We start from the raw sequence: 19,168 nt of genomic DNA, 5'->3' as shown, positions 1-19,168 counted from the left end.
GTCACCCGGAACCGTCTGGGCAGACTCGTCCGCCAAGGCACGCTTATCCAGCCCCGACGAGGCCTCTACCAAAAACGGACTTAACGCCCTCTCAGAACCCGGGCGCCGCGTACCCGTCCAGGAACCACAGCGCCGCCGTCCACCACAGCACCCCCACCGCGCAGAACAGCGCCCCGCCCGCCACCGGCAGCACCCACCCGCGCAGCCCGCCGTGCCGCACCAGCAGCACCTTCGCCGCGAACGCCCCGTACAGGAAGCAGCCCGCCGCCGAGTGCAGGCCCACCCGGAGGTCCGTGAACCGCACCCCGTACGCCAGCAGGCAGTGCTGGGCGATCGGCAGCGACAGTGCGAACGCCAGCCAGCCGCCCGCCCGGTGCGCCGTCCGCACCGGGCGGGCCGCCGGACCCCGCCGGTACATCGCCAACGCCAGCACCACCTGCAGCAGCGCCAGGAAGAACAGCGCCGAACCCAGCCAGGACTTCAGCCGCAGCGCGTCCTCGCCGGACGCCCCGAGCAGGCTCCGCCCCGGGTCCGGCACGTGCACCCGCCCGAACCACAGCAGCCCCAGCGCGAGCGCCACCGGGGCGAGCGCCGCCAGCAGCGTCGGCAGCGCGCCGGCGAACCCGCCCGGACGGCGGCCGGGCGCCACCTCAGCGCTCCTGCGAGCCGTCGTCGGCCGCGGCGCCGGAGCCCGAGCCGTCGGCCGGGGCCTGGGCCGCCGGGGCCTGGGCCGGGGGCACCTCGACCGGGGTCTGCGCGGGCGTCTGCGCGGGCTGCTGGGCGGCGGGCTCGGGCGTCTGCGCGGGCTGCTGGGCGGGCTGCTGGGCGGGAGGTTGGGACGCCGGGGCGTTCGGGTCGGCGGTGTTCGGGTCGGCGGCGCTCGGGTCCGCGGCCGGGGCGCTTGCCGAAGCGCTCGCACCCGCCGAAGCGCCCGCGCCCGGCACCGCGCCGCCCGTCCCGCGCAGCGTCGCGATGTCGACGCCCACCGGGTCGCCCAGCGAGGTCACCGCGTAGAAGGTGCCCCGGGGGTCGGCCACCGTGTGCCCGGTGGCCTCGCCCGGGCCGTGGTCGCCCGCGTAGCGGTACAGCGGGTGGCCCTTGTAGAGCACCTGCGCCGTCCCGTCCGGCAGCGCCGCCGCGCCCAGCAGCCCGTCGTCCACGCCGGGCCCGGCCAGCGGGAAACCGGGAGTGGTCACCGGCGGCCAGGTCTTCGCGCACTCGTCCAGGCAGCTCGCGTGCACGGTGGTGTCGGCGCCGTACAGGTACAGGGTGCGGCCCTGCGCGTCCACCAGGACCGGGCCCAGGCTGCCCACGCTGGCCAGCGCCACCCGGGTGCCCACCGAGGTCGCGAACGCCGACACCGTCGGGCCGGAACTCGGGGACGGCGAGGCCGCGGACGGGGAGTCGGTGGCGGGCGGGGCGTTCAGGTCCGCGGGCGCCGAGCAGCCCGCGGCGGAGAGCAGGGCGGACAGGGCGGTCAGCGACAGCGCCGCGGCAGCGGCGACACGGCGGGTACGGGGCATCGGGGCTCCAGGGGACGGCGCGGCACTGGAACACCATCCACTCCCGTCGTCCGCCACCCGGCCACTCCAGAGCCGGGCCGCTCCGCACCAGGGGGGACCCGGTTGCCCCGGAAGGCCCACCCGGCACCGGCGGGCGGACACCGGAGGGGCACCGCCCGTCCGAGGGGGCGCGCCCATGACCGTCGCGTCCGTGACCACCGAGCCCGCCGCCGCCCGGCCCGCGATCCGGGTCGAGGGCCTTGGCAGGCGCTTCAAGGACCTCGTCGCCCTGGACGGCGTCGACTTCGCCGTCCCGCCCGGCACCGTCTTCGGCCTGCTCGGGCCCAACGGCGCGGGCAGGACCACCACGATCCGGATCCTCACCACGATCATCCGGCCCGGCGCGGGCCGCGCCGAGGTGCTCGGCGGCCCGCTCGGCAGCCAGGTCCGGCAGGCCCTCGCCTGGGACGCGGGCATCGTCGCGGTCTTCGCCCCGCTCGGCGTCCGGCTCTACCGCCGCGCGGTCTAGGTTCCCGGGGGCTCCCACACGGTGCGGTCGCCGCCGCGCCAGGCCACCAGGTCCGGGTCGTCGAGGTCCGGCTCGGCGACGCCCGCGTGCCGGATCAGCTCCACCACGTCCTCGGGCCCGGTCGCCCGGCCCACCGTCCGTCCGTAGATCTCCACCCGCCGGTACGGCCGCTGCCCGCGGGTCGGCGGGCGGACCACGACCGGCGGGTGGAATATGTCTCCGGACTCGCTCATGCCTCCAGTGTCCCGCGCCCCGCGCGCAACGGCCCGTCGATCTCACCCTCGGTGCCCGCCCCGACGCGTATCGTGGTCGTCCGTGCGCGCCACTCGACCCGTCACCGCCCCCGGCGGGTGCCGCTGCTGGGGCACCTGCCCGCGCTGCTCACCCGGCCGCGGCGACCCGGTGCGGGTGCGGGTCGGACCGCGGGAGATGTACGTGGTCAGCGAGCCGGAGCTGGTGCAGCGGGTGCTGGCCGACCGGGTGGCGTTCGACCGGACGGGGCCGCTGTACGCGAAGATCCGGGCGTTCCTCGGCAACGGGCTGGCCTCCTGCCCGCACGCCGACCACCGCAGGCTCCGCCGGATCGTGCAGCCCGCCTTCCACCACGCGCTGCTGCCGCACTACGCCGCGGCGATGACGGAGGAGGCCGCGGCGCTCACCGCCGGGTGGCGGGCCGGGCAGGTCGTCGACGTCACCCGCGAGGCGTTCCGGCTCACCACCGCCGTCGCCGTGCGCACCCTGTTCTCGGCCGGGCTGCCGCCGCGGGCCGCGGAGGAGCTGCGCGCCGCCCTGGACGTGCTGCTGCGCGGGCTCTACCTGCGGGTGGTGCTGCCCGCGGCCGACCTGCTGCCCACCCCGGCGCGGCGCGGCTACCGGCGGGCGCTGGCGACCTGGCACGCCGGAGTGGCGGCGATCGTCGCCGACCACCGGGCCCGCGGGATCGACCGCGGCGACGTGCTGGCGCTGCTGCTCGCGGCCCGCGACGAGGACGGTCGGCCGCTCGACGAACGCGAACTCGCCGACCAGGTCGCCACCCTGGTGCTGGCCGGGGCCGAGACCACCTCCTCGGCGCTGGCCTGGTCGCTCCGCCTGGTGGCCGAACACCCGGACGTGGAACGGGCGTTGCACGCCGAGCTGGACGCCGGACCGGCCGGGGCCCCGGCCCGCTGGCAGGACCTGCCGCAACTCCCTTACACCGCACGGGTGATCAGCGAGACGCTGCGGCTCTACCCGCCCGCCTGGGCGATCAGCCGCACCACCACCCGGCCCACCGAACTCGGCGGGGTCGAACTGCCCGCCGGGGCGCTGGTGGTCTGCTGCCTCTACCTGCTGCAGCGCAGGCCCGAACTCTTCCCCGACCCGCAGCGCTTCGACCCGGACCGGTTCGCGGGCGAGCTGCCGCGGGGCGGCTACCTGCCGTTCGGCTCCGGGGCGACGAAGTGCCTGGGCGACCGCTTCGGGCTGACCGAGGCGGCGCTGGCGCTGGCCACCGTCGCGGGCCGGTGGCGGCTGCGCCCGGCGGTCCCGGGCCCGGTGCGGCCGGTGCCGCGGCTGGTGCTGTCGCCCGGGCCGCAGCCGATGCTGCTGAGCGAACGGGGCGGCGGGGCGGCACGCTGAGTTGGGCGGCGGGGCGGGTCAGCGGGCCAGCAGGTTGACCGCGGCGCCGAAGACCGGCGGGAGGGCGGCGGCCAGCGGGACGACGTGCGGGCCCAGCCAGGGTTGGTGGCGGGCGGCGAGCAGGGCGGAGGTCAGCAGGCGGTACGGGCGGGTCGCGCGGTGCCAGGCCCGCTCGTAGGCGGCGGGGCGGTCGGCGGCCAGGCAGCGGACCGCGGCCTCGGCGGAGGCCAGGGCCAGCGCGACGCCCTCGCCGGTCAGCGCGTCCAGGTAGCCCGCCGCGTCGCCGACCAGCAGCACCCGGCCCCGTACCCGGGCGGCCGCCCGCTGCCGCAGCGGGCCCGCGCCCCGGACCGGACCGGCCTGCGCGCCGTCCAGGCGCGCCAACAGGGCCGGGAAGGCGTCGAGTTGGCGGTCGAACGGGAGCCGCTCGCTGCTCAGCACCGCCACCCCGACCGTCCCGTCCGCGACCGGCGTGACGTACGCCTCCGCGTGCCGCGACCAGTACACCTCGACCAGGTCGCTCCACGGCTCCACCGCGAAGTGCCGCCGCTGCCCGTACCGGGCCGGGAGCCGCGCCGGGGCGGGCCGGTGCAGGCCGAGGGCGCGGCGGACGGGCGAGTGCAGGCCGTCCGCCGCGACCAGGTGGCGGGCGGTCAGTCCGGCGGCGGTGACGGCGTGCCGGGTCAGCCGCAGGCCGTCGGCGCGGGCGGTCAGGCGGCGGACGCCGAGCTGCTCGGCGCGGGCGGCCAGCGCCGCGTGCAGGGCGGTGCGGCGCACGCCCAGGCCGTGACCGGAGCGGAACCGGGCCTCGGCGGTGCGGGCGCCGTCCGCGGACAGGTAGCGGATGCCCGCGAACGGGCGGCCCGCGACCTCCACGCCCAGCCGCTCCAGGGCCCGCACCGCGCCCGGCATCAGGCCCTCCCCGCAGGCCTTGTCGACCGGCGTCGCCCGCGGCTCCAGCACCGTCGCGGACAGGCCCGCCCGGGCGGCGTGGATCGCGGTGGCCAGCCCGGCCGGACCGCCGCCCACCACCAGCAGGTCGATCACGCGAGCACCCGGCAGCGCAGCAGCGCGGCGTCCTCGCAGCGCAGCCGGGTGGCCAGCAGCCAGGTGTTCAGCGCCGTGAAGCACAGCGCGGTCACCCAGGCCGTGTGCACCAGCGGCAGCGCGAAGCCCTCCACCACCACCGCCAGGTAGTTGGGGTGCCGCAGCCACCGGTACGGCCCCCCGGCCACCAGCGGCAGGCCCGGCACCACGATCACCCGGGTGTTCCAGCGCGGTCCCAGCGTCCGGATGCACCACCAGCGCAGCCCCTGCGCGCCCACCGCCAGCGCCAGCATCGGCCAGCCCAGCAGCGGGACGAACGGCCGTGCCGCGTAGTGGACTTCGAGCAGGCAGCCGAGCAGCAGCCCGGTGTGCAGCGCCACCATCGCCGGGTAGTGCCCCCGCCCGTACTCGACCCCGCCCCGGGCCAGGCTCCAGGCGGCGTTGCGGCGGGCGACCAGCAGTTCGGCCAGCCGCTCCAGGGCGACCAGCAGGATCAGGACGGTGTAGGCGGTCATCGGCACCTACCAGCGCAGGAGGACGAGTTCGGACGCGAAACCGGGGCCCAGGGCCAGCACCAGCCCGTACGAGCCGGGCGGTGGCGGGGGGTCGGCCGCCAGCACGTCCCGCAGGATGTGCAGCACCGAGGCCGAGGAGAGGTTGCCGCAGCGCGCCAGCGAGGCCCGGCTCGGGGCCAACGCGTCGGCGGGCAGGCCGAGTTCGGTCTGCAGCGCGTCCAACACCCGCGGGCCGCCCGGGTGGCAGGCCCAGGCCGTCAGGTCGCCCGGCTTGAGGTCGTGCGCGGCCAGGAAGGAGGACACCTCCTCGCCGACGAACAGCCTCACCAGCTCCGGGAGTTCGGCACCCAGCAGGATCCGGAACCCGGAGTCGCCGACCTCCCAGCCGAGCAGCCGCTCGGTGCCCGGGTACAACCGGCTGCGGGTCGCCACCACCTCCGGGCCTGAGCAGTCGACGCCGTCGCCGACCGCGACCAGCGCGCCCGCGCCGTCCCCGAACAGGGCGGTGGCCAGCAGGTTCGCCGCCGAACCGTCGGAGCGCTGCAGCGTCAACGAGCACAGCTCGGTCGCCAGCAGCAGCGCCACCCCGTCCGGGCGGCCCGCCAGCAGGTCGGCCAGGGTCGCCAGGCCCGCCGCGCCGCCCGCGCAGCCCAGGCCGAACAGCGGCAGCCGCCGCACGTCCTCGCGCAGGCCCAACCGGGGCGCCAGGCGGGCCTCCAGCGAGGGAGCGGCGATGCCGGTGACGGTGGTGGAGACCACGAAGTCCACGCGCTCGGGCGGGAGTTCGGCCTCGGCCAGGGCGCCGGTGGCGGCCCGCTCGGCGAGTTCGGCCGCCGCCGTCAGCCAGGCGTCGTTGGCGCGGCCGAAGCCGTCCAGCTCCGGGTACCGCTCCAGCGGGAACGCCAGGTGCCGGAACTCGACGCCCGCGCCCGCCGCGAACCGCTCCGCGAGGGCCCGCGCGGGCCCGTCGCCGCCCGGGCGCAACGCCGCCACCGCTCCGGTCAACTCCCGCTGCCCGTAGCGGTGGGCCGGGAGCACTCCGTGCACAGCCGCGATCCGCGTCATCGGCCCAGGATAGGGAACATTTCGCCTGAAGCAGGCAATTCGCCCGTCCGGGCGCGTCCCGGGTGGTGGCAGGGCGGTGACGGAGCGTCAGGAAGTTTCGCCGATCAGGATCGGCCTGCCGTCGGGGCCCATCAGGTAGTACTGCGACCGGCGCGGCCGGGCTGCCGCGGTCGGCCGCGGTGCTGCGCCCGGTGAGTCCACCAGGTAGGGGAGCATCTCGGTCTCGTCCACGGCCGCGGGGTAGCCCTCGGCGTTGAAGCCGAACAGGGCGTGCAACGCGTCCTCGCCGAGGCTCAGCGGGTGGAACGGCAGTGGGTAGAGCTGGCCGCCCTCGTCCTCCGGCAGCGGCTCGACCGGGTGCTCGCCCGCCCAGTGCGGGAGTTCGAACGGGAGCCGGTCGCCGATGTCCTCGATCACGCCGTCGTCCGGCGAGACACTCAGCGAGCGGACCAGCCGCCCGTCCTCCCAGACCGCGAACGCCAGCCAGTCGACCACGCTGTGCATCGCGTGCAGCACCGTCCGGCGGCCCGGGCCGGTCGCGAGCAGTTCGGTCGGGAGCAGCGAGGGCCGGTCGAGCATGAAGCGCCGGTCGCAGACCAGGTCCACGCCCGGCCAACTCCCCGCGTACGCCTCGCCCTGCGCCGGGTACACCGCCTCGAGCAGGGCGCGGGGCCGGTCGCCCGGATGGACCGTCCAGCCCCGGTAGAGCCGGTCCATCAGCGCGCCCGTCCGCTCCCGGTCCGGGGTGACGCCGACCGCCTGCCGGAGCAGGGCGGGGACGTCGCCGTCGGCGTGGGCGAGCAGGGCGGTCTTGGCTCCCATGGGCGAACTCCAGGGCGGGAAGGGGGTTCCGGGCTCCCCGCACCCTAGGTGCCGCCACCGTCAGCCGCCGCCGGTCGGTTACAGGCGCAGGGTGTTCCAGCCCCGGGTGATCTCCGCGTGGAGGTCCTCCTGCGGGGTGTCGCCGAGCAGGGCCAGCAGGGCCGCGCCGTCGGCGGGGCGGGCGGACGGGTCGGGGGTGAGGGCGCGGGTGACGACGGCGGCCAGGGCCGGGTCGAGGGCGTGCACGGCGGCCAGGGCGGACGGTTCGGGGCCGGTGTCGACGATGCGGCGGATCACGCCGCCGGTGCTGGTCGCCGCGAACGGGCTGGCGCCGTGCGCCGCGCACACCACGCAGCAGGCCCAGGCCCAGACGTCCGCCGCGGTGCCGACCCGCTCCTCGCCGAACTGCTCGGGCGCCATGTAGGTGAGCGTGCCCGGGCCCGCGCCCGTCATGGTCAGGCGGGTGCCGTCGACCAGCGCGGCGATGCCGAAGTCGAGCAGCCGGGGCCCCGCCGAGGTGAGCATGATGTTGGCGGGCTTGAGGTCGCGGTGCACCAGCCCGAGCCGGTGCACGCCCGAGAGCGCCACCGCCAGGGCCAGCGCCAGCGCCCGCAGCGCCTCCGGCGAGCGGACCGGGCCGAGTTCGCGCAGGTGCGCGTCCAGCGGGCGCCCGTCCAGCAGTTCCATCGCCAGGAACGGGCGGCCCGCGTCCACGCCGGTGTCCAGCACCCGGGCGGTGTACGCGCCCGGCACCATCGCCAGCACCTCCGACTCGCGCCGGAAGCGGCGCAGCAGGTCGGGGTCGTCCAGCAGCTCCAGGTTGATCGTCTTCAGCGCCACCTCGGTCGCCGCCCCCTCCCGGCGCGCCAGGTAGACGGTGCCCATCCCGCCCGCGCCGATCCGGCCCAGCAGCAGGTAGCCGCCGATCCGGCGCGGCTCGTGCCCGTTCAACGGCTGGTGCGGCACCCGGGCGGTGGCGGGCGCGGGCGCCGGGGCGGCGGCGGGGACGTACGCGGTGGCCGGGGCGGTCGCGGGCGGGGCCGGGGCGGCCTGTGCGGACGCGGGGGCGGATGCCCGGGCGGCGAAGAAGGGGTCGGGGCCCGGGGCGGGAACGTACGGGTTCGCCGGGGCGGGGTGCGACGGGTCGGCGGTCGGCTCGGCGGGGCCGGTCGGCGCGGGCAGGCGGCGGGCGGAGAGCAGCGCGACCGCCTGGAACACCGCCCCGGCCAGCAGCACGCCCATCGGCAGCACGAGCGCCCCGGCCAGGGCGAACAGGCTCAGCCGGAGCAGGTTCCGTCGGCGGATCCCCCCGTCCGCGGCCACCGCGGGCGGCATTCCGGTGGAGAGCAGCGCGCGCCGCGACAGGTGGGCGAACAGCAGCCAGAGCGCCAGCAGCACCGCGCCGACGGTCAGTGCGCGGACCGTCGCGTCGGTCGAGCTCAGGTGGAGGTCCTCCGCCATGCTCTCGGTGTCCGCGAACGCCGGCTGACTGTGCAGGAGTTCGAATCCGTACTGGGGGAGGGCGGACAGCACGGCGCCGAGCCCGGCCGCGAACACCACGCACGCCACGACCTCGGCCACCACCGGTCCGCTGCCCGGCGGTGCCGCGCCGGACACCGAGGCCGCCGCCCGCTCCCTGGCCGTCTGTTGGGCTCGGCGCAGCAGCGGTAGCGACAGCAGCCGGACGACCAGCGCGAGCAGCACGACCAGCGACAGGTCCACGGCGAGCTCGCCGTAGCCGACGGACCAGCTCGCGGACTCCGCGGTGAGCAACGAGGGGATCGGCTGGTCGGAGACGAGAGCGAGGTGCGGCACCGTCGGCTCCTCCTTCGGTGGGCGGCGTGGTCGGGCCGGGGGAGTATACGGGGGGACGGGACGCGCCGGGCGGGAGAAGTCCCGTACCTGCCAAGGTTTTTGACGGTTCCTCCAGCTCCTCTGCGGCGATCGGCCGGGCACCGCCTAGCCTGGCGGGGTGAGCAGCGCAGCGGTGGTGGACCGGGTCCGGATCGGCGTCCTGCTGCGGGCCTGCCATCCGGCCCCGGCGGCCGCCGTGACCGGGCTGGCCGCCGTGATGGCGGTGGCGGCCGGGCGCGGCCTGCTCGGTACGGCGCTCACCACCGGGGCGGTCGCCGCCGGGCAGTTGTCGATCGGCTGGAGCAACGACCTGGTCGACCGGCGGCGCGACGCGGCGGCCGGGCGGGGCGACAAGCCGCTCGCCGCAGGGGAGTTGACGGCCGGGCGGCTCGCCGCCGCGACCCGCTGGGCGGTGGTCTGCTGCGTGCTGCTGTCGGCGGCCTGCGGGGTGGCCGCGGCGACGGTGCACCTGGTGGCGGTGGGGGCGGGCTGGGCGTACAACCTGCGGCTCAAGGCGGGCGGGTGGTCCTGGCTGCCGTACGCGGTGGCGTTCGCGCTGCTGCCCGCGTTCGTCACGCTGGCGCTGCCCGGGCGGCCCTGGCCCGCCCCGCAGGTGCTGGGCGCGGGTGCGTTGCTCGGGGTCGCCGCGCACTTCGCCAACGTCCTGCCGGACCTGGCCGCTGACCGGGCCGCGGGCGTCCGCGGCCTGCCGCAGCGGCTGGGCCGCCGGGCCTCGGCCGTGACGGCCGTCCTCGCCGCGAGCGCGGCCGCCCTGCTGCTGGCCCCCGGCTGGCCCGTCCTCGCCGTCACCGCGCCGCCCGCCCTGACCACCCTGTTCGCCCCGCCCCGCAGCCGGGCGCCCTTCCTGGCGGTGATCGCGGCGGCGGCGCTCGCGCTCGTGGTACTGCTGCTGCGGGGCGGGCTGCGGGGCTGAACACGGTGCTGAGCGCGGGGCTGAACGCGGGCGCCGCCGGTGGACCGCAGGGCTGGGCGCGGGTGCCGGACTACCGTGCGGTCAGGCGCACTTCATGTCGGGGTCGGTGAGGGCGAGGCCGCTGACCTGCTCCCCGTCGACGGTGAACTCGTAGGCCCAACCCGGCTTCCCGTCGACGGGCACCCGGTACCGGCCGTTCGCGGCCAGGGCGAGGCCGTGGGAGTCGTAGGCCTGCTTGAGCTCCGCGAGGGTGGACCCGGCGCCGATGCCCGCGGCCGTCCGCACGGCGGCCGGAACGGCGAGTTCGCGCAGCCCGGCGGCGCCGAAGGAGACCCGGCCCTGCGCCAGGAACGCCTTGTCCCGGTCCTCGCGCAGCTTCATGACGTCGGCCTGGGCCTGGGCCGCTTCCGCGATGATCCTGGTGTCGGCTGCCGCCTGCTGGGCCGACTCCGCCGCGCGCCTGGCGAATTCCAGGGACTCCGCCGCAGAGGCGTTCGGCCGCAGGGACGGCAGCGGGGTCGGCGTGGCGTCGGCCACCTGGTCCGCCTTCGCGTCGAGCTCCTTGAGCTTCGCGTCGGCCGCGGCCTCCGCCGCCATCCGGGAGGCGTCCTGGGAGGGCCGGGCGGTGGCCGACCCCGCGAAGGTGAAGTCGGTGCAGCCGCCGAGCAGCGAGATCGCCGCCGTCTCCAGTGCGCCGCCGGCCAGCGCGGCGTCCTTGCTCATGCCCGGCGCCAGGCCGCGGTAGCCGTTCTCCGTGAGCACCTCGGCCTTCGCGGCGGAGGGGCCGCTCCCGCCGTTCGAGGAACAGGCGGCCGCGCCGGTGGTCATCGCGAGGGCCGCCAGTCCGGCGCAGGCTGTCCGGACGGCGCGGGTGCCGGTCGGCAGGGGTCGGGTCACGTTCGTCATCTCTCTCCAGGCGGGGGCCGCCGACGACCGCGCACCGGTGCGGTGCGCATCGGTGCGGTGTGCGGTGGTCCGGTGCGCAGCGGCCCGGCCGGGGGTGCGACCGGTGCGGAGGAACGACGGACCAGCCCCCTCGCAGCAGGTGCGAGGGGGCGCGGCGGGTGTCGGCGTACCGGCAGATCATTCGTGCACGGCGCGAGCAATCTAGCAGAAACGGTGATCGCGGTCCGCTGAATTGTCGGAGCGTCACGCGCCTCAACTGGCGCTCCCGGTCGGCCTCGTGGACCTCGAGGAACCGGGCGCGGTCAGGCGGAGAAGCCGCCGTCGACGGGCACCACCGCCCCCGTGACGTACCCGGCCTCGGGCCCGGCCAGGTGGGCGACCACGGCGGCGATCTCGGCGGGCGCGGCGTAGCGGCCGAGCGCGGTGAGGGCGCCGATCGTCGCGGCGTTCGGGCCGTCGGCGGGGTTGGCGTCGGTGTCGGTCGGGCCGGGGTGCACCAGGTTGACGGTGATGCCGCGCGGGCCCAGCTCGCGGGCCAGTCCCTTGGTCAGGCCGACCAGCGCGGTCTTCGTCATCGCGTACAGGGCCAGGCCGGGGAACGGCACCCGGTCGGCGATGTTGCTACCGATGCCGATGATCCGCCCGCCCTCCGGCAGGTGCGCCGCCGTGGCCCGGGCCAGCACGAACGGGGCGCGGACGTTGACGGCCAGGACGCGGTCGAGCTCCGCCGCGTCGACGTCCTCCAGCGGGCCGGACGGGAAGAGCGCCGCGTTGGCGACCAGCACGTCCAGCCGCCCGAGCGTCTCCACGGTGCGCTCCACCGCGCCGGTCAGCGCCGCCTCGTCCGCGTTGTCGGCCCGGAGCGCCAGCGCCCGGCGGCCCAGCCCCTCGATCTTCCGGGCCACCTGCTGGGCCCGCTCCGCGTCCTGGTGGTAGGTCAGGGCGACGTCGGCGCCCTCCTCGGCCAGCCGCAGCGCCACGGCGGCGCCGATGCCCCGGCTGCCGCCGGTCACCAGGGCCACGCGTCCTTCGAATCGGTTGTCGTTCATGCCGTCGAGCTTCGTCCGGCCGGGCGGCGGACGCTGGCGGCTATCGGTCGGTGCGTTGCGTTGCGCGGCGCGGGGGCGGGGGCGGGGGACGTCATCGGTGCGCGGACGGTCCGGTGTCCAGGGGAATGCCGGCGGGCGCGACGGACCGGCGTTCGAGCCGGAGCAGACCGGGGACGGCGGCCAGCGAGACGGCGAGCAGCAGCAGCCAGGGCCAGGCCGGGCCGTGCGCGAACAACAGGGTGAACAGGCCGGGGGAGAGCGCCTGGCCGACGTTCCAGGAGAGCTGGTTGACCGCCAGGTACCGGCCGCGCCGGGCCGGGTGGGCCAGCGCCACGCTCAACTCCTCGCGGCCGGGCGTGGCGACGGTCTCCGCCAGGTTGTACACCAGCGCCGCCGCGACCAGCCCGGACAGCACCAGCCACCGCGGGCCGTCGCCGGGCAGCACGGCGAGCAGGGCGAACGCCGCCGCGTTGAGCAGCGCCCCGGCCGCGGCGGTCCGGGTCGCCCGGTGGCCCTCCAGCAGGCGGGCGACCGGCCCCTGGGTCAGCACCACCTGCACGCCGTTGAGCACCAGCAGCGCCCCCGCCAGCGGGGCGCCCAGGTGCAGCGCGGCCGTCACGTGCACGGCCAGCAGGACGCTCAGCACCATCGAGGCCAGCACGAAGGACAGGTTCACCGTCACCATCAGCAGGTAGCGGCGGTCGGCCAGCACCGCCCGGTAGCCGCCGCCCCCGGAACCACCCCCGGAACCACCCTCGGAGTCGCTTCCGGGCTCCGCGGCCGCCACGGCGGGCGTCGGGCCGGGCCGCCAGCGGGCCAGCAGCACCGCCGCCGCCAGGTACGACAGCGCGTTCAGCGCCACCAGCAGTCGCAGCCCGCCCGTCCCGCCGTCGCCGACCAGCAGCGCGCCCGCCGCGCCGCCCAGGCCGAGCCCGGCGTTGCGCAGCGTCTGCACCAGGGCGAACCAGCGGGTGCGCTCCCCGGGCGTCGGGGCGGCCAGCACCACCAGGCCGGTGCTGGCCGTCCAGTACGCGGCCTGTCCGGCCTGGGCGAGCAGGCAGACCAGTCCGATCGACCAGGGGCGGTCGGCGAGCAGGAAGGCGGCGTGGGCGAGGGCGGAGAGCGCGTTGGCGCAGGCCGCCGTCCGGCGGGCGCCGTACCGGTCGATCAGCGGGCCGACGGCGGGCGCGACCGGCAGTGCCAGCAGCCGGGCGGCGGTGACGGCCGCGCCGACGGTGGTCAGCGGCAGGGCGGTGGCGCGGGTGAAGAACACCAGGGTGAAGGCGAGCACCAGGCCGGTGCCCAGGCTGTCGATCAGGTGGGCGCCGATCAGCGGGCGGTGGCGGCCCGCGGAGGCGGGCAGTCCGAGGCGGTCCCGGAGCGGGAGGGGGGTTGCGGTGGTCATGGCCCGAGGCTGCCTGCGATGATCGCTCCCGCCCACGGATTCGACCTCGGTCGAATCCTCGCCGCCGCCGCGCCCGGGAGGGTCCGTGCTGACCTGGGAGTTCTCCGCGCAGGACCTGGCCCGCACCAGGTTCGCCCGCTCGCCGCTGTGCGAGCTGACCACCAGCGTCGAGGTGCTCAAGGACCCGGGCCGCCGGGCCGTCCACCTGCCCTGGGTGCGCCGGGCCCGCCGCGAACTCGCGGGCGTGCAGTGGGAGTTGCTCTCCCAGCTGGTGCGGCTGCCGACGGTGTACGTGCCGGACTTCCTCACCCCCGTGCCCGCCGACAGCAGCCCGACGTTGGAGCGGCAACTGGCCGAACTGACCGCGCTCGACCCGGCCGCCGTCCGCCGCGACCTGGACCGGATCAGCGGCGAACTGCCGCCGCTGGTCGCCGAGTTGTACGCCGATCCGGAGGCCGGGACGCGACGGCTGGCGGCCGAGGCGCGGGCGTACTGGCAGGCCGCGATCGCCCCGCACTGGGGGCGGATCGAGCGGCTGGCCGAGGGCGAGATCCTGCGCCGGGCCCGCCAGTTGGCCGCGGCCGGACCGGCCGGACTGTTCACCGACCTGCACCCGTCGGTCAGTTGGGAGCACGACCTGCTGCGGATCGGCCACCGGCACCTGGAGCAGCGCCGCCGCCTCGACGGGGCGCGCGGACTCGTCCTGGTGCCCGCCGTCTTCGCCTGGCCCGGGGTGTTCTCCCAGCTCAACCCGCCCTGGCAGCCCGGCCTGGTCTACCCGCCGCGCGGCGTCGCCACGCTCTGGGAGGCCGCCGCGCCCGCCCCCGACGGGCTGGCCCGGGTGCTCGGCCGGGCACGGGCCCGGCTGCTCGCCGAGCTCGACGCCCCCGCCACCACCACCGAACTCGCCGCCCGCACCGGCCTGTCCGCGCCCACCGTCTCGCACCACCTGTCCGCCCTGCACGACGCGGGCCTGGCCGCCCGCCACCGCACCGGCCGCAGCGTGCTCTACCTGCGCACGGCAGCGGCCGAACTGCTCTGCGGAGAGGGCCAGTTGCTCCCGGCAGCCGGGCTCAGCGAGTGAACACCGCGTACGAGAAGCCCTCCGCGCGCAGCACCGAGTGCGTCAGCGACACCCCCCGCCCGTGCAGCAGCCGCCCCGGCAGCTCGCGCTCCACCGGCAGGCAGGCGGGCGCGCGCCGCGGGTTGACCACCACCAGGTAGCGCCCGCCCCGCAGGTACGCCAACGGGTAGCCGCTGTGCAGCACTTCGACCGGCGCGTGCGGGCCCAGGCCGGGGTGCGCGCGGCGCAGCGCGATCAACTCCCGCACCTGGTGCAGCAGCGAGGTCTCGTCGGCGCGCTGGGAGGCGACGTCCGGACGGTCGGGGGAGGGGTCCAGCGGCAGGTAGAAGCTCTCGGCGGGCGCGGAGGAGAACCCGGCGTCGGCCGTCGCGTCCCACTGCATCGGGGTGCGCGAACCGGCCCGGTTGTAGTGCGGGCCCAGCACGCTGCCCTCGGTGTCGGGCAGGCCCGGGACGAAGCGCATGCCGATCTCGTCGCCGTAGTAGATCGCCGGGACGGTCGGCCAGGTCAGCTGGAACGCGAACGCCGCCGCGAGTTGTTCGCGGGTGCGCGGGCCGCAGGCCAGCCGGGAGAAGTCGTGGTTGGCGGTCGGCAGCGCGGCGAAGCCGTGCCCGGCCGCGGCCTGCGCGGCGCGCTCCCACTCGGCGAGGAAGGGACGCATCGAGCCGCGCCCCTCGGCGTCGAAGTAGCAGGGTTCCACCGGCCACTCCTCGTGCACCGTGCCCGCGCCGTTGTTCCACAGCGAGCGCAGCGCCGCGCCGTCGCCGGGGCCGCCGAACTGCAGGAAGAAGTCGCCGTGGAAGCCCATCGGCACCGAGCGGGCCGGGTCGCCCCACTCGGCGAGGACGACCCGGTCGGGGTGGTGCGCGTCCATCCAGGCCCGCATCTCGCGCCACAGCCGGCCGGTCTCCACGAACCCGGGGTCGTCCTTGACCAGCGAGGACGCCATGTCGACCCGGAAGCCCGCAACGCCGAGGGCGAACCAGTGCGCCATGATCTCGCGCAGCGCCGCCCGGTTGGCCCGCGGGCCCTCGGCGTCCACCGGCTGCCGCCACGGCTCGGCCGGGTCGGTGCGGGCGTAGCCGAAGTTCAGCGCGGGCTGGAAGTCGAAGAAGTTCGGCTTGTACCAGCCCGGACGGCTGCCCGGCGAGGCGACGTACCCGGGCGCCGGGCGGTCCGCCCACACGTACCGGTGGTCGTCCGGGTCGGCGGCGGAGCGGACGAACCACGGGTGCCGGTCCGAGGTGTGGCCCGCCACCAGGTCGAGCAGGACGCGGATGCCGACCCGGCGGGCCGCGTCGGTGAACTTCGCCAGGTCCTCCGGCGTCCCGTAGCGGGGCGCGGTGGTCAGGAAGTCCGCCACGTCGTAGCCCGCGTCGCCGAACGGGGACGCGAAGCACGGGTTCAGCCAGACCGCGTCCACCCCCAGCCACTGCAGGTACTCCAGCCGCTCCGTCAGCCCCGCGAAGTCGCCGATCCCGTCCCCGTTCCCGTCCGCGAAGCTCTGCGGATAGATCTGGTACAGCACCGCGTCACTCGCCCACTCCGTACCCACCACGGCCCCTCTCGCCACGACCCGCCCCGCGCACCGCTGTCCCCCAAGCAATGCCCCGCCCCGCCCCCCGCGGAACCAACCGGGTCGGGCGGGTGACATCATCGCCGGGCGTGGGGTTCGGATGCGGGCGGGAGTGGGTTGCGGTGGGCTGGTGGTTCGGCAGGCGGCGGCGAGAGCGGGAAGCGGCCCCGGCGCGCGGGGTGCCCGGCAGGCTGTCCGACGCGGAGATGGTCGCCCTGCTGGCCGACGTGGAGCGCGGTGACGACGTCGCGATGGGGAACCTGGCGGTGGAACTGCACCTGCGCGGCCAGCAGGCCGGGGCGATGCACCTGTGGGAACGCTCCTGGGCGGCCGGGAACACGGTGTCCGGGTTCAACCTGGGCATGCAGTACGAGATGGCCGGTGACAGCAACCGGGCCCAGGTGCTCTGGGAGCAGGTCGCCGCCCTCGGCGACCCCGACGCCATGCTGGGGCTGGTCAAGCAGGCCCTGGAACGCGGCGACGCGGCCGGGGTGGAGCGCTGGGCGCCGGAGGTCCTGGCCCAGGACGAGGCGTTCCCGATCACCGCGCTGGGCGTGGCCTTCCGCGACCACGGCGACCTCGACCGGGCCGTGCACGCCTTCCGGCGCGCCGAGGAACTGGGCGACGCCTACGCCATGGAGTACCGGGCCCGGATCCTCACCGCCCAGGGCCGCACCGCCGAGGCCGGGGCCCTGCTGGCCCGGGCCGCGGAGGCGCAGCGGATGCTCTGACCCTCCCGGGCAGGGGTGTCCGGACCGCCCACTAGGGTGCCGCCAGGTGGTCGGCCGGTTCGTGGTCGGCCGGTCGGGGTTGGAGGGGCGGAATGCGGCGCTGGGAGTCGGTCGACGGCGGTTCGGCGAAGTTCCGTGAGGCCGACGTGCCCGCCCCCGGCCTGCCCGTCTCCGGCCTGCCCGCCCCCGCCGCCGGGTTCCCGGACGAGGACGCCTTCGTGCTGCCCGAGGCGTGGCGCGCACACGTGCTGCCGCGCCGTCGGGGCGGGGTGCCGGTGCCGCTGCCCGAGTGGTGGCCGGTGGTGGACGCGGCGGTGGTGGCCGAGGCGGAGGACCTCCACATGACCCGGCCGCACCGGGCGGTCGAGCAGGTGCTGACCGCGGAGGGGTCCGACCCCGGGGTGGTGGCCGCCGTCCGCGCGTACCGGGCCGGGGCGCCGGACCCGGTGGGGCTGGCGGCGGTCACCGCGATGCTCCAGGACTGGGGCGATCGCGACTGGGTGGGGCGGGCCTTCGCGGGCTGGACGGCGCGCTTCGGCCTGAGCCTCGCGGTGCGGGCCGCCCTGGTCTCCCTGGAGGTGGACGCCTCCGAGTCGCAGGCGCCCCACTGGGGGCGGGCCCGGGTGACCGTCCGTGACCCGGACTCCCCGTACTGCCCCGACGCGAGCTTCGGCCTCCAGGTGCTGGCGGCCGCCCGCCGGGCGCTGGCCGCCGCGCCGGAGGGCGAGTACGCGTCAGTGGTGGCGGAGGTGGCCGAGCTGCGGGGCACCCCGCTGCGCCGGGCGGCCGGTGCGTTCCTGGTGCCGGAGCGGACGGAGTGGATGCCTGTCTGGCCGAGCTGTCCGGGCACGCGCGCGGGGTGACCGGCCTGCTGTGCGAGCTGCTGGTGTCCGCGCTCGGCAGCGCCGAGCAGGCGCGGCGGTGGGAGGCGGCGACGCGCGGGGTGCGGCTGTACTGGACGCGCCAGCTGGTGGCCACCCTCGCCGACGGGGTGGGACCGGCCGCGGCGCCGCTGGTGGCGGAGGTGCTGGGGCACCACGGGAGCGAGGGCGACCGGGTGCGCGAGTACGCCGGGTACGTGGCGGAGTTCCCGACCGACGAGGCGATGGGCGAGCTGGTCGACCGGATCGCCTCGAAGCCCGTCCGGTTGGTGCTGCTGGAGGCGGTGCGACGCTTCCCGGTGCGGGCGGTGCGGGTCCTGTCGGCGGCGGCGCGGCGCGGTGGCCCCGACGCGGCGGCGGCCCGGCAGATGCTCAACGGGCACGTGGCGGTGGTGCGTTCGCGGCTGCCGGAGATCCTGCCGACCCTGGACGAGGAGAGCGCCGCGTACGTGCTCGGCCTGCCGGGGGCGCGGGAGCCGCTGCCGGAGGCGGCGGCGGACCGGCTGCCCGCGCTGCTGGTCGACCCGCCGTGGGCGCGGCGGCGGGCCGTCCGCAAGCCGAAGGTGCTGACCGGTGTCATCGCCGACGAGGGGTCGGAACTGCACTGGGAGGAGGGCGAGTCGGCGGCGTTCGCGGCCACCCCCTACCACTACCGGGACTACTCGGCGGACACCGACTGGGCGGAGGAGCTGCGGCGGCTCGACCGGAACGGATGGATCGACGAGCGCTGCCGCCTGCTGGCCAAGGGCCCGGCGGAGCTGATGGCGCCGTACCTGGACTCCTGGGACCCGCGCGAGATGGCGGCCGGCGGCGAGCTGTTGGCGCCGGTGCTGGCGAAGTACGGCACGGCCGCGCTGCGGCTGGTGCTCGGCGCCGCGTCGGCCCGCCCGGCCGAGGTCGCGCAGGTGTTGCTGCCGGTGCGGAGCGCGGTCGCGGCGGGGGTGATGGCGGACGCCCTGCTGTGGCTCAAGTCCGTTCAGCCGGTGGCCCGTTCGTGGTTCGCCCGGCACGGGGTGGCGGGGGCGCTGCTGCTGGTTCCGGCGGCGGTCGGCAAGGCGGGCCGGGCCCGGTCGGCGGCGGAGAACGCGCTGCGGCTGGTGGCCGTCCAGCAGGGGACGCAGGTGCTGGCGGCGGCGGTGGCGCAGCGCTACGGCGCGCAGGTCGGGGAGGTGGTCGCGGACGCACTGCACTTCGACCCGTTGGAGGCCGCGCTGCCTGCGAAGCTGCCCGAACTCCCCTCCTGGCTGCGGCTGGAGGTGCTGCCGCAGGTGCAACTCGCCGACGGGAGTGGCGCGTTGCCCCGGCAGGCGGTGCGCCACCTGCTGACGGTGTTGCAGTTGGGGAAGCTGCGCGAGCCCTACCCGGGCCTGGCGACGGTCCTACCGGCGCTGCGGGCCGACACGGTGGCGGCGTTCTGCTGGGCGGTGTTCGAGGAGTGGCGGCAGGCCGGGATGCCCTCGCCGGACGGGTGGGCGCTGTACGCGCTCGGGGAGTGCGGTGACGACGACACCGCGCGGCGGCTGGCGCCGGTGCTGTGTGAGTGGCCGGGCCAGAGTGCCCACCAGCGGGCGGTGGAGGGCCTGGACGTGCTGGCCGCGATCGGCACCGACACCGCCCTGCTGCAACTGCAGGGCATCGCGCAGCGGGTGAA

General features: G+C 76.9%; 17 protein-coding genes and 2 pseudogenes. 7 read left to right on the top strand and 12 right to left on the bottom strand.

Annotated elements, in window-relative coordinates; all coding sequences use genetic code 11:
• Nucleotides 1-91 precede the first annotated feature (91 nt).
• The gene (locus tag ACFY00_RS37070; protein WP_388038393.1) at nucleotides 92-649 is read right to left on the bottom strand and encodes a DUF6529 family protein; all 558 of its coding nucleotides are present in this window, start codon (nucleotides 647-649) and stop codon (nucleotides 92-94) included.
• 1 nt (nucleotide 650) lies between these two features.
• Nucleotides 651-1,523, bottom strand: a complete 873-nt coding sequence (locus ACFY00_RS37065; protein ID WP_388038391.1) for a hypothetical protein — start codon at nucleotides 1,521-1,523, stop codon at nucleotides 651-653.
• Between the two features lie 175 nt (nucleotides 1,524-1,698).
• Here ACFY00_RS37065 and ACFY00_RS37060 point away from each other — a divergent pair.
• Nucleotides 1,699-1,929, top strand: a pseudogene (locus ACFY00_RS37060) (ATP-binding cassette domain-containing protein); the annotation flags it as partial.
• A 98-nt stretch (nucleotides 1,930-2,027) separates the two neighbouring features.
• On the opposite strand, the gene ACFY00_RS37055 reads toward ACFY00_RS37060, so the two are convergent.
• Nucleotides 2,028-2,264, bottom strand: coding sequence for a hypothetical protein (locus ACFY00_RS37055; RefSeq protein ID WP_388038389.1), 237 nt, complete (start codon nucleotides 2,262-2,264; stop codon nucleotides 2,028-2,030).
• Between the two features lie 82 nt (nucleotides 2,265-2,346).
• On the opposite strand from ACFY00_RS37055, the gene ACFY00_RS37050 reads away from it, so the two are divergent.
• Nucleotides 2,347-3,648, top strand: coding sequence for a cytochrome P450 (locus tag ACFY00_RS37050; protein ID WP_388038386.1), 1,302 nt, complete (start codon nucleotides 2,347-2,349; stop codon nucleotides 3,646-3,648).
• An 18-nt stretch (nucleotides 3,649-3,666) separates the two neighbouring features.
• Here ACFY00_RS37050 and ACFY00_RS37045 read toward each other — a convergent pair whose 3' ends face one another.
• The 5 genes from ACFY00_RS37045 to ACFY00_RS37025 all read right to left on the bottom strand — a co-directional run bounded on the left by ACFY00_RS37045 (nucleotide 3,667) and on the right by ACFY00_RS37025 (nucleotide 8,912).
• Entirely contained in the window at nucleotides 3,667-4,695 is a 1,029-nt protein-coding gene (locus ACFY00_RS37045; RefSeq protein ID WP_388038383.1) for an NAD(P)/FAD-dependent oxidoreductase, read from the bottom strand.
• A complete protein-coding gene (locus ACFY00_RS37040; RefSeq protein ID WP_388038380.1) occupies nucleotides 4,692-5,210 on the bottom strand; it encodes an isoprenylcysteine carboxyl methyltransferase family protein in 519 nt (172 codons plus the stop codon). The genes ACFY00_RS37045 and ACFY00_RS37040 overlap by 4 nt, the downstream gene beginning before the upstream one ends.
• Nucleotides 5,211-5,216: 6 nt before the next feature.
• Nucleotides 5,217-6,275 (bottom strand): type III polyketide synthase, encoded by a 1,059-nt coding sequence (locus tag ACFY00_RS37035; protein ID WP_388038378.1) that lies wholly within the window; start codon nucleotides 6,273-6,275, stop codon nucleotides 5,217-5,219.
• 87 nt (nucleotides 6,276-6,362) lie between these two features.
• Nucleotides 6,363-7,097, bottom strand: coding sequence for a DUF6928 family protein (locus tag ACFY00_RS37030; RefSeq protein ID WP_388038375.1), 735 nt, complete (start codon nucleotides 7,095-7,097; stop codon nucleotides 6,363-6,365).
• A 78-nt stretch (nucleotides 7,098-7,175) separates the two neighbouring features.
• Complete coding sequence (locus tag ACFY00_RS37025) at nucleotides 7,176-8,912, bottom strand: serine/threonine-protein kinase (RefSeq protein WP_388038372.1); 1,737 nt, start codon at nucleotides 8,910-8,912, stop codon at nucleotides 7,176-7,178.
• Nucleotides 8,913-9,069: 157 nt separating this feature from the next.
• Between ACFY00_RS37025 and ACFY00_RS37020 the strand changes: the two genes are divergently transcribed.
• Entirely contained in the window at nucleotides 9,070-9,885 is an 816-nt protein-coding gene (locus ACFY00_RS37020; RefSeq protein ID WP_388038369.1) for a UbiA family prenyltransferase, read from the top strand.
• Nucleotides 9,886-9,966: 81 nt separating this feature from the next.
• Here ACFY00_RS37020 and ACFY00_RS37015 read toward each other — a convergent pair whose 3' ends face one another.
• The 3 genes from ACFY00_RS37015 to ACFY00_RS37005 form a co-directional block, all read right to left on the bottom strand.
• Complete coding sequence (locus tag ACFY00_RS37015) at nucleotides 9,967-10,782, bottom strand: hypothetical protein (protein WP_388038366.1); 816 nt, start codon at nucleotides 10,780-10,782, stop codon at nucleotides 9,967-9,969.
• Between the two features lie 311 nt (nucleotides 10,783-11,093).
• Nucleotides 11,094-11,840, bottom strand: coding sequence for an SDR family NAD(P)-dependent oxidoreductase (locus tag ACFY00_RS37010; RefSeq protein ID WP_388038363.1), 747 nt, complete (start codon nucleotides 11,838-11,840; stop codon nucleotides 11,094-11,096).
• Nucleotides 11,841-11,931: 91 nt separating this feature from the next.
• Nucleotides 11,932-13,245, bottom strand: a complete 1,314-nt coding sequence (locus ACFY00_RS37005; protein ID WP_388038360.1) for an MFS transporter — start codon at nucleotides 13,243-13,245, stop codon at nucleotides 11,932-11,934.
• A gap of 85 nt (nucleotides 13,246-13,330) precedes the next feature.
• Here ACFY00_RS37005 and ACFY00_RS37000 point away from each other — a divergent pair, with 85 nt between their 5' ends.
• Nucleotides 13,331-14,329, top strand: a complete 999-nt coding sequence (locus tag ACFY00_RS37000; protein WP_388038357.1) for a DUF5937 family protein — start codon at nucleotides 13,331-13,333, stop codon at nucleotides 14,327-14,329.
• Here ACFY00_RS37000 and ACFY00_RS36995 read toward each other — a convergent pair.
• Nucleotides 14,319-15,887, bottom strand: coding sequence for an alpha-amylase family glycosyl hydrolase (locus tag ACFY00_RS36995; RefSeq protein WP_388038354.1), 1,569 nt, complete (start codon nucleotides 15,885-15,887; stop codon nucleotides 14,319-14,321). The two genes, ACFY00_RS37000 and ACFY00_RS36995, sit on opposite strands and share 11 nt — an antisense overlap.
• 197 nt (nucleotides 15,888-16,084) lie before the next feature.
• Here ACFY00_RS36995 and ACFY00_RS36990 point away from each other — a divergent pair, with 197 nt between their 5' ends.
• From ACFY00_RS36990 to ACFY00_RS36980, 3 genes and pseudogenes are all read left to right on the top strand, one after another.
• Nucleotides 16,085-16,636 (top strand): hypothetical protein, encoded by a 552-nt coding sequence (locus ACFY00_RS36990; protein ID WP_388038352.1) that lies wholly within the window; start codon nucleotides 16,085-16,087, stop codon nucleotides 16,634-16,636.
• 92 nt (nucleotides 16,637-16,728) lie between these two features.
• Entirely contained in the window at nucleotides 16,729-17,499 is a 771-nt protein-coding gene (locus tag ACFY00_RS36985) for a hypothetical protein (RefSeq protein WP_388038349.1), read from the top strand.
• Nucleotides 17,454-19,168 (top strand): annotated as a pseudogene (locus ACFY00_RS36980) (DUF4132 domain-containing protein); the annotation flags it as partial. The gene ACFY00_RS36985 and the pseudogene ACFY00_RS36980, both read left to right, overlap by 46 nt.

The organism is Kitasatospora sp. NPDC001540 (genome assembly GCF_042894345.1).
GTDB classification, from domain to species: domain Bacteria; phylum Actinomycetota; class Actinomycetes; order Streptomycetales; family Streptomycetaceae; genus Kitasatospora; species Kitasatospora phosalacinea_C.
The sequence above is the reverse complement of the archived record's forward strand: the minus strand, read 5'-3'. Positions and strand labels throughout refer to the sequence as shown.

What these genes read in the sequence shown, in the direction of transcription:
- ACFY00_RS37065 (WP_388038391.1), bottom strand. Translation starts at nt 1,523, where the DNA reads ATGCCCCGTACCCGCCGTGTCGCCGCTGCCGCGGCGCTGTCGCTGACC.
- ACFY00_RS37055 (WP_388038389.1), bottom strand. Translation starts at nt 2,264, where the DNA reads ATGAGCGAGTCCGGAGACATATTCCACCCGCCGGTCGTGGTCCGCCCG.
- ACFY00_RS37040 (WP_388038380.1), bottom strand. Translation starts at nt 5,210, where the DNA reads ATGACCGCCTACACCGTCCTGATCCTGCTGGTCGCCCTGGAGCGGCTG.
- ACFY00_RS37035 (WP_388038378.1), bottom strand. Translation starts at nt 6,275, where the DNA reads ATGACGCGGATCGCGGCTGTGCACGGAGTGCTCCCGGCCCACCGCTAC.
- ACFY00_RS37030 (WP_388038375.1), bottom strand. Translation starts at nt 7,097, where the DNA reads ATGGGAGCCAAGACCGCCCTGCTCGCCCACGCCGACGGCGACGTCCCC.
- ACFY00_RS37010 (WP_388038363.1), bottom strand. Translation starts at nt 11,840, where the DNA reads ATGAACGACAACCGATTCGAAGGACGCGTGGCCCTGGTGACCGGCGGC.
- ACFY00_RS37005 (WP_388038360.1), bottom strand. Translation starts at nt 13,245, where the DNA reads ATGACCACCGCAACCCCCCTCCCGCTCCGGGACCGCCTCGGACTGCCC.
- ACFY00_RS36985 (WP_388038349.1), top strand. Translation starts at nt 16,729, where the DNA reads ATGCGGCGCTGGGAGTCGGTCGACGGCGGTTCGGCGAAGTTCCGTGAG.